The organism is Mesorhizobium sp. NFR06 (genome assembly GCF_900115245.1).
GTDB lineage: Bacteria > Pseudomonadota > Alphaproteobacteria > Rhizobiales > Rhizobiaceae > Mesorhizobium.
The window spans coordinates 210094-225352 of record NZ_FOVT01000005.1 but is presented as its reverse complement, the minus strand read 5'-3'; the positions used below and the strand labels follow the sequence as shown (position 1 = coordinate 225352).

Below are 15259 nucleotides of genomic sequence, written 5' to 3'. Positions count from 1 at the left end.
GAAATTTGGCGAGGCTGGAGGCGTCATTTGTGGCAAACAACGCAGCCGGCCGATTCTTCGTCCAATCCATAGACATCGTCGATGGAGCACGTCAGATCGGCACGAAGTGGGTTGGCGCGGCGACGACGCCGCAGCCTTTCCAGCCGCGCCTCATAATCACTTTCTATTGCAGCGATCCTTTCGGGACGGGCAAGTTGCTCAAGGCTTTCGCCCTGCGACCAAGTGAACGGCGAGCCGTGATCGACCGCATTCTTCTCATAGGCCTTGGCTTCCTCGAACGCGTCAGGATGCTCTCGCATCAGCCGAACCCACTCGATTTTTTGTTGGAAGAAACAGAAGGTGCAGCCTGAGCGGGAACGCCACGAATAATAAGCCGGTTCTCCGACGCCCGACCCATTGAGCAGGTCAATGACACCCTGTTTGTCGATGCCGGCGTCGCGCAATGGAAAATGGACGATCATATTCTCATGGGTGGCTTGATAGCCGGACCTGTCCTCGTCGGCACGAATAGCGACATAGGAATGCACCTTCACACCCGCTTCCAAGCTTGGTCGAAGCCACTGTTCCAGCGGGCGCAGTTTCAGTTGGCGCGTACACCATCGCGTGCGTGGTGAGGGCAGGAAGCTGTTATATTCGCGCAGCCAGAAGTCGAAGTTGCGGTCGGGATTGAGCCGAGTGATTGACTGGCCGAGATAACCTTCCAGCCGATCCAGGAAGTCGTGGACCTCGGGCAACTCCTTGCCCGTATCCGTGAAGAAATATTCCAGCTCGATATCAGGCCGGTGCTCGCGCATCCAAATCGCGAGCGACGCAGAGTCTCGCCCGCCCGACAGCCCCAGAATATGACGGGCCGGGGTCATGCGGCCGTCTCGCATTGCTCGGCGGCTTCAATCCGGCGAAGTGCTTCCACAACCGCTGCGAGCTGGACCCGCGCGCTGCCTTGTCGAAGTGCCGCTACAAGCACGTCCGCGATCGCATTGGCTGTTTCGGCCTCATCGGCGCTCACCTCGAAGGTGTGTACATGTGGCTCGCCGCCCCGGCTCGCTCTCACGATACTCAGCGCCTCCGCGCCGCTTGCGCGCCCCCGTGCGACCGCGACGGCCTCCGCCTCGCGCAGACCTCGGGCAAAGCGGACCAGTTCGGCATGGGCCTTATCCACATCCTGGTCCGCCCACTGATTCGCTGGCTTATGTACCAAAAAGCTTGCCAACCCCTCGATGGCGCCGCGACGATTGCTCGCACGCTCGAGTGCGGCCGTGCGCTGTGCAAACGCATCCAGCCTGAGATCGCCACTCATCCCAATCGCGGTAACGACCCGGCGCCCGATGCCATCGAAAGTCGCGGGGTCGCAGCCGAGCATCTGGGCAAGCGCGCCGGCAAGCTGTTCAAGCATCGCCGGATAACCCTCTTCCAGCTCACAGAGCGCCTGCTCGACCGCTTCGACGCATTGCCCGGGTGTGTCTCGGAGATGCGCGATCTCATCGAAAAGCAGCTTGTTAGGGTCGGAGGCATGCATGAGAAGATCTCGGATCCGGCGGGCCTCGGGACTGAAGGATCGAGATCTCTGCGACCAGGCCGGCAGTTCAAGTGCCACCCGCACAAGCATCTTCGATATCGTGAGCGGGGTAGCTGGGTCGCTAAACCCTCGACCAGCGAGCCGATCTGCAAGACCGTGCAAGAGCGCATCCTGCTCACGTCCAAGTGCAACATGCCGGAGCGCGATCGCGTCTGGAGATTGCAGCAGGCGGTCGGCGAGAAGCTCATCGATAACGGGCGTGAACAATCCGTCCAGATAAACCGCCGTGGTCTTCGCATTGGCGAGGAGCCAGGCGAAAGCAAGGATCGGCATCGGCCCCGCACGCAATCCAATCGGGGCCTGCCGCCATACCGCGTAGAGATCGGCAATCTTCGATCCGTCGGGCAGCGCCGATGCAGCCGACCAGACGGCGGCGTAGCTCGCGCCGATCTCTCCGTCATCTGGCGCGCCAAAGGACCACGTCCCATCCAGCTGCTGAGAGTGGAGACCCGACTCGCGCAAAACTGAGGCATAGAGCGCAAACTCGGGCGGATAAGCGACAAGGCCTAGCCGGGCGCTCGACCCAGCGCTGGCCATGGCGTGAAGCAGTGCACGCACCGCCGCCATGGCGTTTGACGACGGCTTATCGCGATTAATGAGTTCATTGCGGATGAGAGGCGACGCGACAAAGAGTTGATCCGCCTCGGCCGATGCGATCGCACTAAGGGCACGGCCGTCATAGCTGGCGGCCCGGCGACCGGCGGCGAACCATTTGGCACTGTCAAACGCCCTGCGGATTTCCTGTTCGAGCCTGCTTGCGACCTCGGCCATTCGGGCCCGAACCTCTCGCCGTGCAATCTGGTCTCCTTCAAGTTGCGGATTTTGCTGCGCGACGCGCTCGAGGGAATCGAGCTCGATAGCGAGCTCGCGAATGAGATAGCTTGAGCGCGGTAGCCCACAGGCCACGCAAGTGTCGTCAGCGCGCCTGGCAATCGCCTTCGCAGCCGCTTCTGCATCGCGGTCTTCCATTTTGGACGGGCGCACGGCCAGCACAATCGCAGCAGTGCTGCGACGATTGCTCCGCCAACTGTCGAAAGCCGCCTGATGCGCGACCGTGAATCTGGCCGGGTCCGTGCTGTCCGGTCCGTTCTCGAACATCGGCAAGGAATAGACCAGGACTTCGGACCAGCGGAGACATCCCGTGCGATGATAGTGCCGCTTAGCGACGACGGGCGGCAACGCGAGGCGGTCAGTCAGGTCGACATTCTCGCCGCTAGTCGCTGCGGCAACGGCGGCATCGAGGTCGAAATCTGAGCCGGCGAAAACCGCATAGCCCCCTAAGTGTTTGCGATGAACCAGCACCGACCATTCGACAAGTTCGTTCAACGCCTCGCCAATCGCGCGTTCGCTTGCCTCTTCTACGGCAGCGGCGAGTATGGCTAACGTCGCGATAAGTCCCGTCCCCGCTCCGAACAGCTCGATTAGGGTGACCGTCTTAGCAAGCGCGATATGGAGCGGCCCGCCGCGTGCTGCGGCCCGATCAACTGCGTCTAGGCTGGTAGAGAACTTGTGTCCTTCACTTGAGGCCAGGATTGATGGACTGAGATTGGCGACGAGATAATCGAAGAGACGCGCCGGCGTGTAGGGCCCGGGCACCCCTGCGGCCAAAAACTCCTGGAAGCCGGCGGGTTCGGTCGAACCGAGAAAGCTGAAAACGCTTCGTTCATTCTGGCCGAAGCGATGCCGGGCCATTGGCCCGAGAAGAAGGGCAACAACGGGATGAAGAGGCCAGCATCCCGCCAGCATCTGTTCGAGCGCAACGGGAGCACTCCCCCGCCGCCGGCGAACTTCCGAAGATACCCGGGCAGCGAGCGCATTGGCAACTGCGGGCCGCGATACTGCTGTGATCGCGCGCGAGATCAGCTCAAGCGTCTCATCACCGGCCGTAGCCAGGGGAATATCCTGAAAGCGACCCTGTATCTTCGCCCATTCATCACGCGTGGCGCGCGGAAGCTTGCTCGCATAACGCTCGAAGGATTGATGCAAGATACCAAGCAGGACGAGGCGGCCGTCTGACCGCGCTGAAAGCTCCGCGAGATCCTGCAAGATATGGAGATCGCCACCATCCTGCGCTGCATGCTCGAGATATTTGCCGAGCTCGTCGACGACAATCAGAACACCATCGCAGACAGGGTCGTTAGCCAGTGACCTGATCGACCAGACGAGATCGGCCTCCTTTTCGATCGACAAGTGACGGCGCAAATCATCGCCGATATCGGCGCGCCGGCCCGAAAGGGCGACCACTCTCCAGCCCGCACGGCTTCGATGAAAACCGGTCTCGAGCAATTTGCGTGTTTGTGCACCGAGCAGCGCATCAGCGGCCTTTCGAGCCGAGCCCACGGGGCCTAGCGCGGCTCCGAGCACTAGCGCGGCAGACGACTTGCCTCCGCCGTAGGGGCCGGTCCAGCTGAACGCGCCCTGCCGGCGTTGTGCAACCGCATCCGCCATCGTCGAATAAGCCTGACTGACGCTGGGTTGCAGGACGTAGCCCTTGATCGCATCAGGCTTCCCCATATCGGCGTCGACCCGCGCAGAACGGGCGAAGCGGCGGTCGACCTGCACGGCAGCGTCGCGCGTCATGCCGCCGCACTCCGGACAGTGCGATAACCTCGCTCTAAGACAGCAGCTTCGTCGAAGCTTCCGGTCCGAACTACCTGCTTCAAACCGGCGGTCTCGGACCAGGACAAGGCCCCAAGGGTGATATCAGCAATCCGTATCAGCCGATCGACCACGCTCTCTTCGTCAAGCTTGAATACGCGCCCGGGTGATCCGTGGCCGTAGCATGCGGCTTCGATGGACAGCGTCGATGCTTCAGAATGCTTTGCGCGCCAAAAGCGATCGAGCGCGATCGCAAAAACCACGTCAGGCAAGGACGCCTTGGGCCCACGTACAAACTCGAAGGCGTCGCCTATCGCAGATGAGCGGATCAGGCCGAGTTCGACCAGGACGGGCTCTATCGCATCCTCGACGATCGTGCCCCGAGTGCGCGAGACATAGGAACGGATGAAGCAATCGACATCGCGCTTGACCGTCACCGGCGCAACGCGCTTCCAGCCGCGTTGCTCGGCAAGTTGCAGTAGACCGCGGGTCATCGCATCCCTGTCGAATGTCAGGCTGCCGTAGATGTTAAACGCCCAATACCATGTCGTCGTCATGTCCGGCGAGCCAGCGAGCGCTAAATGCAGCATCCACAGCGATGCTGCTTCTTCGAGATAAGGATCGAGTCCGTCATCACTGAGGAGAGCTGTTCCGAGAGGGGTCGGATACAAAAGCCCCCCCTCCTCTCGCGCGAAACCTGAAGCGAGCAGCCAATGCCGCATAGCTTGCGCCATATTCTTGCCAACACCGAAACGAACAATTGCGTCGGGAGCAGTGAATATACTTTTGTCGGCGCCTTGAGCGACTGCATCAAAGGCCTTTTTTAGCCATAACGCCCTGATCGGAAAGGTCTCATGGCCCGCAAATTGGGGCCTAAACTCTCCCGATAAGAACGCCTCCATCTATAATCTCCTGCCACTGGACGTTTCGTCCAGCGGCACTCTCGCACGTATGAACCGAGTCGGCAAGGCAGTGAGCGGCTTTGACGGCGTCGCCTACATCATGTTCTATACCGAAACATAACCGGAACGAAGCAGAAACCAATTTTGGCGGTAGACCGATCGCGCGCAATACATGGGATCCCTGCAGCTCGCCGGATTGGCAAGCGGACCCGGTCGACAGATGCAGGCTGTCGCCGAGACGTTGGATGAGCTCTTCGGCATCCACGCCAGGAATGTGAATATTCAGGCTGCCTGGCAGCCGGTCAGCTAAGCTGCCATTTACATGGGCATCGATGCCAAGCCGATCAAGCTCCAATAGGAACCGAACGGCAAGCTCGCGCAGGCGCGGTCCATCAGCATGAGCTTGCGCTGCCAATTCCGCGGCTCTGCCAAATCCGACAATGAGCGGGACCGGCAGAGTGCCTGGACGCAAGCCACTTTCCTGACCGCCGCCAAAAAGGATCGGCTTCGGACGCAGTTTCGCAGCGGCACTCACATAAAGCGCACCCACACCTTTCGGGCCATACATTTTGTGCGCCGAGAAGCTAGCCGTATCGCAGCCGATCTCGAAGACATCGAACGGCATGCGACCGACCACTTGTGCCGCATCAACATGGAGCATCGCGCCTGCCGCCTCGCATAGACGTGCGATCGCCGGCAGAGGCTGGATCGTGCCGATTTCGTTGTTGGCGGCCATCACGGCCACCAACAGTACGCGATCATCGAGCATCGCTTCCAATTGTTCGACATCAACGTGACCACTCGTGAGCACGGGAATCATCTCATGCTCAAACCCCTGGGTTGCGAGATGACGCGCGGCTTCAAGAACGCACTTGTGCTCAATGGCGCTGGTGAGGATGCGGGTCCGTTCAGGACGCGCATTCTGCGCGGCACGCGCCAAGCCTAAGATCGCTAGATTGTTGGCCTCTGTTGCACCCGACGTGAAGGTGATCTCTTGGGCTGAGGCGCCCACAAGGTCCGCGATCGTCGCGCGCGCAGTTTCGACAGCGCTTTCCGAAAGCGCCCCTCCGGCGTGGGCCGAGTGGGCGTTGAACGGAACATCGCGCCAATATGGGGCCATAGCATCGACAACCTGCTGAGCAGCGGGAGTTGTCGCGTGATGGTCGAGTGAAATGGTCATGTTTCACTAAATACACTTCGCAAACTGACTCGTCACCCATCTCGGACGCACGATCGCCTATGGCACGTCCCTCCCGCCCCTTCTTCCAAAGTTTGTTAAAACAAACTGGACACGCCGACGCATGGCGTGAGGCGCTGGGAGATCGATCAAAGGGAGCGAAATTCGCAATGCTGGATTTCTGTTAATGGATAGGATCAACAGGGCCTCCGAAGCGTTGGCCGACTCTACGAGTGCGTAGGGTCGGCCGTTCGGAAGTTAGTCAAGCGGTTGCACCCTAGGAGCTCGCACTCGACGCGAATTTGGCCTCCGCCTCACCGCGCCTCGTGATCTTCTCCATCAAAGCGAATTCAAGATCGGACAGCTTTCCATACCTGGACTGAAGTTGCTCATCCAAAGCGGCGAGCCTGGCTCGCTCGGCCCGCTCCATTTCGCTCCTGCGCTCGGGGGGCCAACTGTCCCTCTCAACGATGAATCGTTCCCACTCCCGGTCGATCATTTCGTCCTCGGCCCAACAGTCCCTTTTACCTTTTCGGATCTCCTCGTCTTCTTTGCGAAACGAATGTCTCGCTGCTTCGCGAGCTCCCCGGTCCTCTTCACATTGGTGCTCGCCAAGCTCATCCTCTCGCTGGAACCCCAAACGACGCATCTCACGGGCACCTCGATCCTTTTCAAGCGCCAGGCGTCGGATGGCCAACTCTTCACGGGAAAGGAGATGAACCGGCCCGGAATCAACGAGGTAGTCATAATCGTCCGGATGATCACCGAAATAGAACTCTTCTCTGATGTTCATCAGCAGCTCGCGGCTGTCCTTATATTCCTCGGCTGCCCAGGTCAGAATTTTTCTAATTGGCAGTTCGATGTAGCTGACACCGAAGATCGAGGGACATTCCATCGGGAATGGCACGCAGACTCTCCTCTCGTATGCAACATCCTCCTGATCGCAGACATCGGTGTCGCCTTCATCGTCAATCTCCTTAAGGAAAGCCATCAAATCTGCCTCGTCTTGGTCGTTATTTCGTTCTTCTCGTCCGATATGTTTATGCTCGTGGCTCACGCTATTCTCCTTCTGGTTTGGTGAAACGGGTTTGCGAACTATTGCTGTTATAGCGGCCGGCAGCGAGCGAGTGCGTCAAAAACGAGAAAAACGTAGAACGCAGTAATGCGTCACCTGGGATACGAACTCGCCGGTCGAGCCGAGATGCCGGCCGGCCCCGGGGCAAAGACTGCAGCTACCTGGGCGCGCAAAGAGGCTAAAGCGTTGACGTCGCCATTTGTGGTGGCAATGCGAACCTCAATGGTCGGCCGTGTCAGCCTAGGCTGTGTCTGGTCGCCAGGACAAGATCGCATTTATCTCGCGACATGCCCGCGGCGGGTCATGCGGCAGGAGCGCTGAACCGAGAAGGCGCTGTTCCAGCGCGGTTAGAGGGCTAACTGTCGGGAGCCCTTGGCCAGGTGTCTGACAATCCGCTGTCCCCGGCGCCGGCCGCCGCGCCAGCTTTGCCTGGCACCGGTCCGCTTGCCGACCCACGCCTGCGTTGTCGGCGCTTCTCTTGGCGGAGTCGTGCCAGCTCGCGTTCATGGTCGGCCTTCTCTTCCGCACTCATAGCCCCTAGATGCCTGTATGGGCGTACAGCTCGGTCCTGCTCCGCTCGGATTTTGGTCGCATATTGGAGTCGCTTCTCCCCACGATCCTTCTGTCGTTGTCCTGAATAACGAGCCTTATTCAGTGTCGTCAGTTCCTTGGCCCTCACGATGCCCTTATTGAGCAGAGCAAGCCTGGCGGGATCGATCTTCTTTTTTGCCGGCGCGGAACTCTCGATAGTTGCCGGAACGTCAAGGACGCTCCAGTCGACATCTGGACCATCGCCTCCCAGGTCGAGTTCAATGGAACGTGGGACCTCGTTGAGCTCGATATTGTGTTCTGCACGCAGCTCCATCTCATCGTCGCTCAATGGCCGTGGTCGTTCATACGGGCGCGACACCTTCATCTGCCTCCTTATTCGGGTTGAGTGTCACGCTTTTCTCCTGTGTAATATACAACTCTTTAATTATAAAAGATTCTACAAGAGTCCAAAAAGCGTGACACGCTTATCAAACACGTCGCGCCTTCGGCGCGACGGGCTGCGCTCGGTTCCGGCGCTCGCTTCGCTCGCTTGTCACCTCCCTCGCCCGGCGGATCTTTTTTTCTTCGCCGGAAAAGGGGAGGTGGAAGAAGAAGGAGCCGGCTCAGGAAACTGGTCCGGCTCGGGAAGCACCCGCATCTTACAGAAACAGGCAAAGCACGCTACCGGCCGCCGGCGGCTCCGTGGTAGCCCCGCCGTGTCCGGCGGGGGCCACCTTTCCAGCCTGCGGTCTAGGCTGCCTTGTGCAGCACCTGCGACCGCTCCGCTTCTTTCGACGCTGCGGACAGTGCCTCGCCGAACGCCTGATGGCCTGCGATCCCGTAAAGCCTAGCGAACTCCACCACTGAGCTCGACAGCATTTTGACCAGGCTGGCAGCCGCCGCCTTTGCTTCTGAGCTCCAGGTCGGCACCGCTCTGACCTCTGGCGTCCCCGCTGGAAGCGCAGCACGAGTTGGTGAGACCGCCGATGAACTGGCACTCGGTGAGGGTGCCGGCGACGAGATGGATGCACCTTTAACAGATGCCGCTTTCGGCGGCGTGCCATTGATCGGCGTGGCAGGCGTTGGCGACTGAGCTGGTGGAGGTGTCGATGACTTTGTGGTAGTCGGTGCTGCCTTCACAGGTGCGTTCGCGACAGCGGCCTTGCTCTTGTTCAAGGCAGCGTGGATCTTCTGCTTCACTGCTCTCGCTGAAGGCGCTCTCGCGAAAGCTTTGGCCATGTCCGCCCTAATTTCGGCGAGGACCTTACTTCTCACATGGTCGACGCTCGGCGCTGCGAGCAACGATAGAGTCGCGTCAGCCAGGTCGACCTCAAGGTCGATTTCACCGAAGACACGCGCGACATTCATGTAGTTGCATGCGGTCTGGTGCGACATCTCGAACTCAGCCACAAGCCACTTGCTAAAATGACCATGTCCGAGCTTGTCCTTGATGGCCGCCAGCTCCTTACCGATTTTAACCATGCTCCCACGCATCGTCTTTCTGTGGTCGCGGATGCGACCAGCAGTTTCCTCGGCCTGCTTAGCGAGAGCGAGCGTCATCTCTTTATAGACGGGCGCTCGGAACGACGTCATTTCCTGGCTTGCGTAGGCCTCCTGCTTGCTTTCCTCCACCTCAATTTTATCGACTTCGGCAAGGTCATTGCTGTCGAGGTCGAGATCCTGGACGTCGTCTTCGTGAGCCATAGTATTCTCCTTTGTGATTGGCTCGCGGCGTTATAGCGGCGACGCGGCGGCGCGTTCGTCGGTTTTGCAAAAAAGATTGGCGACCTCGGGGTGGCCCCAAAATTCAAGTCGTTTGGATATTTGAGCAGTCCTACCTCACGGTCAGCGCCCTCAACCCGCCGACGAGCTCGCCCGCGAACGCGGTAGATCAGCTGAGGCTGGGTGGCCCCCGCGGGAAATCTGCGATTGCAAAATCCAAAGGCGATGTCCCGACTACCAACCCAGGGCAAGTGCAGGAGCGCATTTCATCCAGGGCCCATGACGCGGGTTGTGCTTCTTCATTCGCCTGCGTGGCCTCCAGATGTCTCACGCAGCGAGGGTGACCAGTCCGTGCTTGACCCGAGAAGCACCCCAACACATGCAAAGCCTAAACGAAGAATAGCTATTCAGCCTTGAGTAGCTTGATGTGGCCAGTGCCGATCGGGCTACGCTCTGTATCGGTCAGGGAAAGCGACCAGAGCGTATCCGACACCTTTGGAGCCCTTATCCAAGTCCTCGACGCTAAGCGATCTGGCGGCCTTATATGCCGAGTTTGCGATTCGCCAGAGTTGGTTGACACCTTGGCAATTTTTTATTGGCCAGGGGTGCCGCGTCAACTTACGTCAACTTCTGTCAACCTAATAGGAGTCAGTCATCTTTCGTCGAGAGATGATTTGACAGAATGCGTAAACTGGAACACGCGCGTGGTTGCCGGCGGCAACGCCAGAGATCGGATCTGCCGACGGGAGCCTTTGCGACCCCACCGGGAGAGGTGGTTCCGGATTTCCAAATTTCTGGGCACCAGAAGGCATCCGGATGGACGAACCATGGCAACCCTAGGACTTCGATCCTTTGGAACACTTGCAGGTAAAATGTCGATTGGTTCCTAAGGGGGTGGACCTTCCGGCGAACAAAACCGCCAACCTTTTAGGGTTCATGGGCTTTTGGACGCTGGCTCGTTGGGGACATGCGGTCGGTGACAGGCACATTCCCCTCTGTCCACGACCACACTTAGGCAGCAGCAACATATAGTCATGAGAGCTGGGGTCCTGAATACGTATCCGCCCAATGCCGGACAGTTTACCCTTTCAAGTTGCCGCCCGTTGTCTGCCGGGCGATGATTGTCCAGACTCCCTGCTTATATTTCGGGTGCTCGCGCTTTTCCGAACAGGATGCGCTCTTGTCACCCAAATAGGTATTCGTGCATTAAGCCTGCAGGGGCAGGCGCGGATGGCTTTCGTTTTCTACGACATTGAGTCGACCGGGGCTGATCGATCCTTCGATCAGATTCTCCAATTTGCGGCTGTTCTGACTGATGACGATCTCAACGTGGTCGACACGTTCGAGATCCGCTCGCGGCTCCTCCCACACATCGTGCCCTCGCCCGTTGCAATGCTGGTGACAGGTGTTCGCGTCGAGCAGCTGTTCGATCCTGCCCTGCCCTCTCACTTCGAGATGTGCCGGCGTATCCATGAGGTGATGAACTCCTGGTCACCGGCGACGGTGGTTGGATATAACTCGATCAGCTTCGACGAGGAGATGCTCCGGCGAGCTTTCTATGGCTCGCTCCTGCCGATCTATCTTACCAATACCGGCGGCAATTCGCGGCTCGACATCCTACCCCTGATGATTGCCACCCACGCGTTCGCGCCTGATGGCCTGCACTGGCCTGTGAACGAGAAGGCACGTGTGAGTTTTAAACTCGATCGGCTTGCACCAGTGAACGGCTTTAATCACAGCGACGCCCATGACGCTTTGGCCGACGTTCATGCCACTATTCACTTGGCGAGGCTCGTTCGTGCGCATGCGCCCGTGATCTGGCAATCTGCGATGGCTTATCGGACGAAGGCGCTCGCAACCGAATATGTGGAAGACCAGTCGGCATTCGTTGCCACGCTTCTGCGATTTGGACGATGTGTGCCGAGCCTGGTTACGGCCCTCGGGATCAATCCCGGGAACTCCGGCGAACTCTTCACGCTCGACCTTAGGCAAGATCCAGCGCTGCTTGCTGCAATGACGGCCGAAGAGCTCTCCGCCCATATCAAGACCAAGCCCAGGCCCGTATCGTCCCTGAAGCTGAACGCCTGTCCCCTCTTCCTGCCAATCGAAGTCGCCGGTCCGAAAGCAGCAGGGTATGAAATTGGCCTCGACGAGATCGCTCGACGCGCTGAACAAGTGCGTGCGGATGAAGGCCTGAGAAAGCGCCTGATTGAAACCGTTGTATCCAGTCGAGCTCCGTTCCCGGAGAGCCCACATCTCGAGGAGCAGATCTACGGGGGGTTCTATTCACCGGGAGACCAGTATCTGATCGACGAGTTCCACAGGGCGGAATGGCCTCAAAGGTTGTCTATATCAGGCCAGTTCGATGACCCGCGATTGAGAGGTCTGTCGCGGCGCCTGATCTACTTCGACGCGCCCTACATCATGCCGGACACAATGCGAAATCAATATACTCGCGCCGTTGCCGAGCGCATCCATGCCCGCCGCGAAGCAACAAGATGGGTGACGCTCGAGCAGGCGATCGAGGACGGTGAGGCGCTTCTGGCGAATCTAGAGCCAGCCCATCGACCGAGGCTTGGTGAGCACCTGACGAGGCTGAAGGCCTGGCGAGAGGAAGCTCGCCAGCTTCTGGGGGTTCCTGGCGTCGGCTGACCGAAGCGACGATCAATCGTCGGCGTCCAAGCGCAAGGCTCGGCGCTTCTCGTTGAGTCTCTTGCTGGGCGGCCAGGCGGTGAAGACATCCCTACCGTCGGACAGGACGTAAATCCGCTCGTCGAACCGATAAATTCTGACCGAGTAGATGGCCATCTTTTTTGTGCGCATTTCAATTAGCTTGGCGTAACCGTGCCTGATGTCATGGAGCATTTCCGAGAAGTCACCGGGTCCAAGGACGATCCTGTAGCGAATGAGGAGTTGGCGATGGAAGTGCCAGTGCCTCTTGGGGATCGACGCTCCGTCCCAGCGAGGGTTGAAGTAGGTTTTTTTGGTCATGGCGATGGATCAGCGCGCCAGGTGCGACCTGGGCGAATGAAAAAGGCTAGCGGGAAAGCGATTGAGCTAGCGTCCGCGAGATTGCTGGAAGACCTTGCGGAGCTTTTGCACACGCTCAAACGTCGGCGGAGGGTCACTATCCGCAGTGATCAATCGGATAAACTCAATCCACGAGCACTCGTTCGGGGTGGGCCTAATGCCGTGAGTGAGCCAAGGGGAGGTCGTTTTGTTCTCGACTCTGTTCACTTGCCAAAGATCCCGCGAATGGCTGCGCGAGCCTTGGAGGTGATGCTTGGGTCGGTATGACCTGATGCGTCCCTAATTTCCTCAAGCCAATCGGCCTCGTTGGCCGTGACCAAGGTGCCGAAGATGCGCTTGATGGCGACACCTGTGGCGTCATTACCAAGTTGTTCAATGGCAAGCATGAAGAGCATCGCTGCATCGCAGTCCAAAGCTTTTGCGAGCGCAGGGACGCGGTCGAGCGGCAGTTTGCTTGTGCCCGTCTTAATGTTCACCAGCATCGTGTGTTGAGAAAATCCGGCTTCGCTAGCAATAGCCGATTGCGTCTTCTTTGGCCTCAGTTCAAGAATTCGCCGCTCGACGAATTTCGCAAGCCGCGTGTTCGCATATGGCCTTGTTTCGGAGTGTGTCATGTCGATCGTCCTTGTGAGCTTCAGATCGTTGATGATCTGTCTTGCATTGTTATAGCGATCAGCAGACGGTGTTTTTGGTGGGAGCTAGGCGAAACACGCTAGACCGCAATTTCGCCGATTGGCGATTTTTGAAAGCTGAGCTTCCATTGCCACCTTGGCGTTTCTTTCTAAAGCCGATAAGGGTCGCCTTTGGTTCTAGACGCAGGAGATTTGAGTGCCGGACGAGACGCAGCAGCCGATGCCACTTTTGATTGAGCTTACCGCCGACATCGTGTCGGCATATGTCAGCAACAACCCGGTGCCGGTTGCATCTCTTTCGGATCTGATCGCAAGCGTGAATTCGTCGCTTGCTAAGGTCGGCCAGCCGACCGAGCCTGCGACGCCGCCCCGGGTGCCCGCGGTCAATCCTAAGCGATCGGTGTTCCCCGATTACATCGTCTGTCTCGAAGACGGAAAGAAGTTCAAATCGCTGAAGCGACATCTCGGCGTGCACTACGGACTTACGCCGGAAGCGTATCGTGAGAAATGGGGCTTGGCGCGAGATTATCCGATGGTGGCACCGAGCTACGCCGCGCAGCGGTCAGAGTTGGCAAAGGCTTCAGGCCTAGGGCGGAAGGTCGCGGCAAAACCAGCGAAGAGCACTGGCAAGAAGCGTTTGGGCAGGTGATAGCGGATCCTGCCAGATTTGCACGAGCTCCGACGTCGGCTCAATTTTGACCGATACGGAAGCGACGCGTTCAGTGCGAGGACTGTAGCGGTGCCGTTCCCGCGGGGGGCTGCCTTAATCGGTGCTGTTGAGGCTGCACATCCGTATCAGCCATGACCCGTCCGCCTGGCGTTCAAAGACGCTGACGGATGTGCCGTTGCCTACTTCAAGCCCTTCCGTGTAGGCGGCTAGGCTCCAACAGAGATCGCCCGATCTGCCGGCGTGAATCACCGTCATTTTCTTTTCCTTTGCCCCGGCATGCCCTTGCGTCCAGGTTGAGTGGAGAGCTTCAATAGCATCGCGGCCGACAGCCGGTGGAGCATAGGGCGAATGCACTTCCGCGTCGGCCGTGAACATCGCCCCGCAAGCTGTGGCGTCGCCGGCGGAATAGGCATTCCAAAAGCTCTGCAATTCATCTCGGATCGACATCGATCAGCCTTCCGTTCCCTGCGAGTAAATTACCAGTATCGTATATACCGGCCAGCCCGTTTAGGCCGGCTGCTCCAGCCGGATCACCGCCCATCCGCCTCATCGTCGCCAAGGTCACAAAACATTCGTCTGCCCGGGCGCGTTAGGAGTGTTTTATGATGGTCCTAGTTCTTGTCGCGGCCAGTGCGCTTTCGATCGCTGGCGGCAAACGCGCAAGAGCTCCAACACCTCCTGCTCTTGCCCGGGGGGTCGTCCCTATGAAGTCGTTTGATGCCGGTTGGACAGCCAAACCAGCGCCCTATGAGCCAAAGTCCTGGCGAAAATCCGAGCGGCCGGCCAGGACGCAAGAGGCTATTGCCGACCTCCGTCCGATATTCAGCTTCGCGAAGATACGCCTGATGTGCTCGCGCACGGTGTAACCGCTGATGCCAAGTTGCCTTGCTATCTCCTTGTCCAGCTTACCGTCCGAAATTAACAGCGCAATCTGGAGTTCGCGTCGCGTCAAAATCTCAGCCGGGGAGCTCGGAAGGCCGGCGGAAGCCCCATGCGCCTCGTCGGCGTTGTAGATCAGATAATGTGTGCCGGCGCATATCATATGGCCCACCGGAACACGCAGATGAGCTTTGGCATCTGAGCCTCCATGCCCCTCGCTGTCCAGATCTCGGATTGCAACTAGCGAATGGCCATTCACGATGAAGCTGGAAGTATCTCTGTCCGCACCACCACATTGAGACGAAGCATTCTCGTGTGCGACGTCGGGAAGTGTCCGCAAGTTCTCGGCAGGCATAGTCATAGCCGAACGCCTTGGTTACCAAGAATTAACTACGATGCACCCTTAGGCGACTTAACAAAACAACCGCGCCGCCGCCCTCCCGGTGCGTCCACTATTTGATGCTGCA

Annotated in this window: 13 protein-coding genes; 2 read left to right on the top strand and 11 right to left on the bottom strand. The window is 58.8% G+C overall.

Translation table 11 applies throughout. The features are described from left to right. Nucleotides 1-23: 23 nt before the first annotated feature. The 7 genes from F3H96_RS11915 to F3H96_RS11885 form a co-directional block, all read right to left on the bottom strand. A complete protein-coding gene (locus F3H96_RS11915; protein ID WP_149801934.1) occupies nucleotides 24-860 on the bottom strand; it encodes a phosphoadenosine phosphosulfate reductase family protein in 837 nt (278 codons plus the stop codon). After that, a complete protein-coding gene (locus tag F3H96_RS11910) occupies nucleotides 857-4156 on the bottom strand; it encodes a hypothetical protein (protein ID WP_149801933.1) in 3300 nt (1099 codons plus the stop codon). Before F3H96_RS11910 ends, F3H96_RS11915 begins: the two co-directional genes overlap by 4 nt. After that, nucleotides 4153-5076, bottom strand: coding sequence for a DUF4007 family protein (locus F3H96_RS11905; protein WP_149801932.1), 924 nt, complete (start codon nucleotides 5074-5076; stop codon nucleotides 4153-4155). Before F3H96_RS11905 ends, F3H96_RS11910 begins: the two co-directional genes overlap by 4 nt. Then, nucleotides 5048-6256: a cysteine desulfurase family protein gene (locus tag F3H96_RS11900; protein WP_149801931.1), complete on the bottom strand. Its 1209-nt coding sequence runs from the start codon at nucleotides 6254-6256 to the stop codon at nucleotides 5048-5050. The genes F3H96_RS11905 and F3H96_RS11900 overlap by 29 nt, the downstream gene beginning before the upstream one ends. A 274-nt stretch (nucleotides 6257-6530) precedes the next feature. Beyond that, entirely contained in the window at nucleotides 6531-7310 is a 780-nt protein-coding gene (locus F3H96_RS11895) for a hypothetical protein (RefSeq protein WP_149801930.1), read from the bottom strand. Nucleotides 7311-7683: 373 nt separating this feature from the next. Beyond that, on the bottom strand, nucleotides 7684-8244 hold the full coding sequence (locus tag F3H96_RS11890) for a hypothetical protein (RefSeq protein ID WP_149801929.1): 561 nt from the start codon (nucleotides 8242-8244) through the stop codon (nucleotides 7684-7686). 365 nt (nucleotides 8245-8609) lie between these two features. Further along, the gene (locus tag F3H96_RS11885) at nucleotides 8610-9563 is read right to left on the bottom strand and encodes a DUF3102 domain-containing protein (protein ID WP_149801928.1); all 954 of its coding nucleotides are present in this window, start codon (nucleotides 9561-9563) and stop codon (nucleotides 8610-8612) included. 1248 nt (nucleotides 9564-10811) lie between these two features. On the opposite strand from F3H96_RS11885, the gene F3H96_RS11880 reads away from it, so the two are divergent. After that, entirely contained in the window at nucleotides 10812-12233 is a 1422-nt protein-coding gene (locus F3H96_RS11880) for an exonuclease domain-containing protein (RefSeq protein WP_188131359.1), read from the top strand. A 12-nt stretch (nucleotides 12234-12245) separates the two neighbouring features. On the opposite strand, the gene F3H96_RS11875 is transcribed toward F3H96_RS11880, so the two are convergent. Both F3H96_RS11875 and F3H96_RS11865 read right to left on the bottom strand, forming a co-directional pair. Next, nucleotides 12246-12572, bottom strand: a complete 327-nt coding sequence (locus tag F3H96_RS11875) for a hypothetical protein (RefSeq protein WP_149801926.1) — start codon at nucleotides 12570-12572, stop codon at nucleotides 12246-12248. 242 nt (nucleotides 12573-12814) lie between these two features. Further along, entirely contained in the window at nucleotides 12815-13225 is a 411-nt protein-coding gene (locus F3H96_RS11865; protein WP_149801924.1) for a helix-turn-helix transcriptional regulator, read from the bottom strand. A 238-nt stretch (nucleotides 13226-13463) separates the two neighbouring features. Here F3H96_RS11865 and F3H96_RS11860 point away from each other — a divergent pair, with 238 nt between their 5' ends. Beyond that, nucleotides 13464-13892, top strand: coding sequence for a MucR family transcriptional regulator (locus F3H96_RS11860; RefSeq protein ID WP_149802046.1), 429 nt, complete (start codon nucleotides 13464-13466; stop codon nucleotides 13890-13892). Nucleotides 13893-14006: 114 nt separating this feature from the next. On the opposite strand, the gene F3H96_RS11855 is transcribed toward F3H96_RS11860, so the two are convergent. After that, nucleotides 14007-14360, bottom strand: a complete 354-nt coding sequence (locus tag F3H96_RS11855; protein WP_149801923.1) for a nuclear transport factor 2 family protein — start codon at nucleotides 14358-14360, stop codon at nucleotides 14007-14009. 298 nt (nucleotides 14361-14658) lie between these two features. Further along, nucleotides 14659-15153: a helix-turn-helix transcriptional regulator gene (locus tag F3H96_RS11850; protein ID WP_149801922.1), complete on the bottom strand. Its 495-nt coding sequence runs from the start codon at nucleotides 15151-15153 to the stop codon at nucleotides 14659-14661. Nucleotides 15154-15259: the final 106 nt, after the last annotated feature.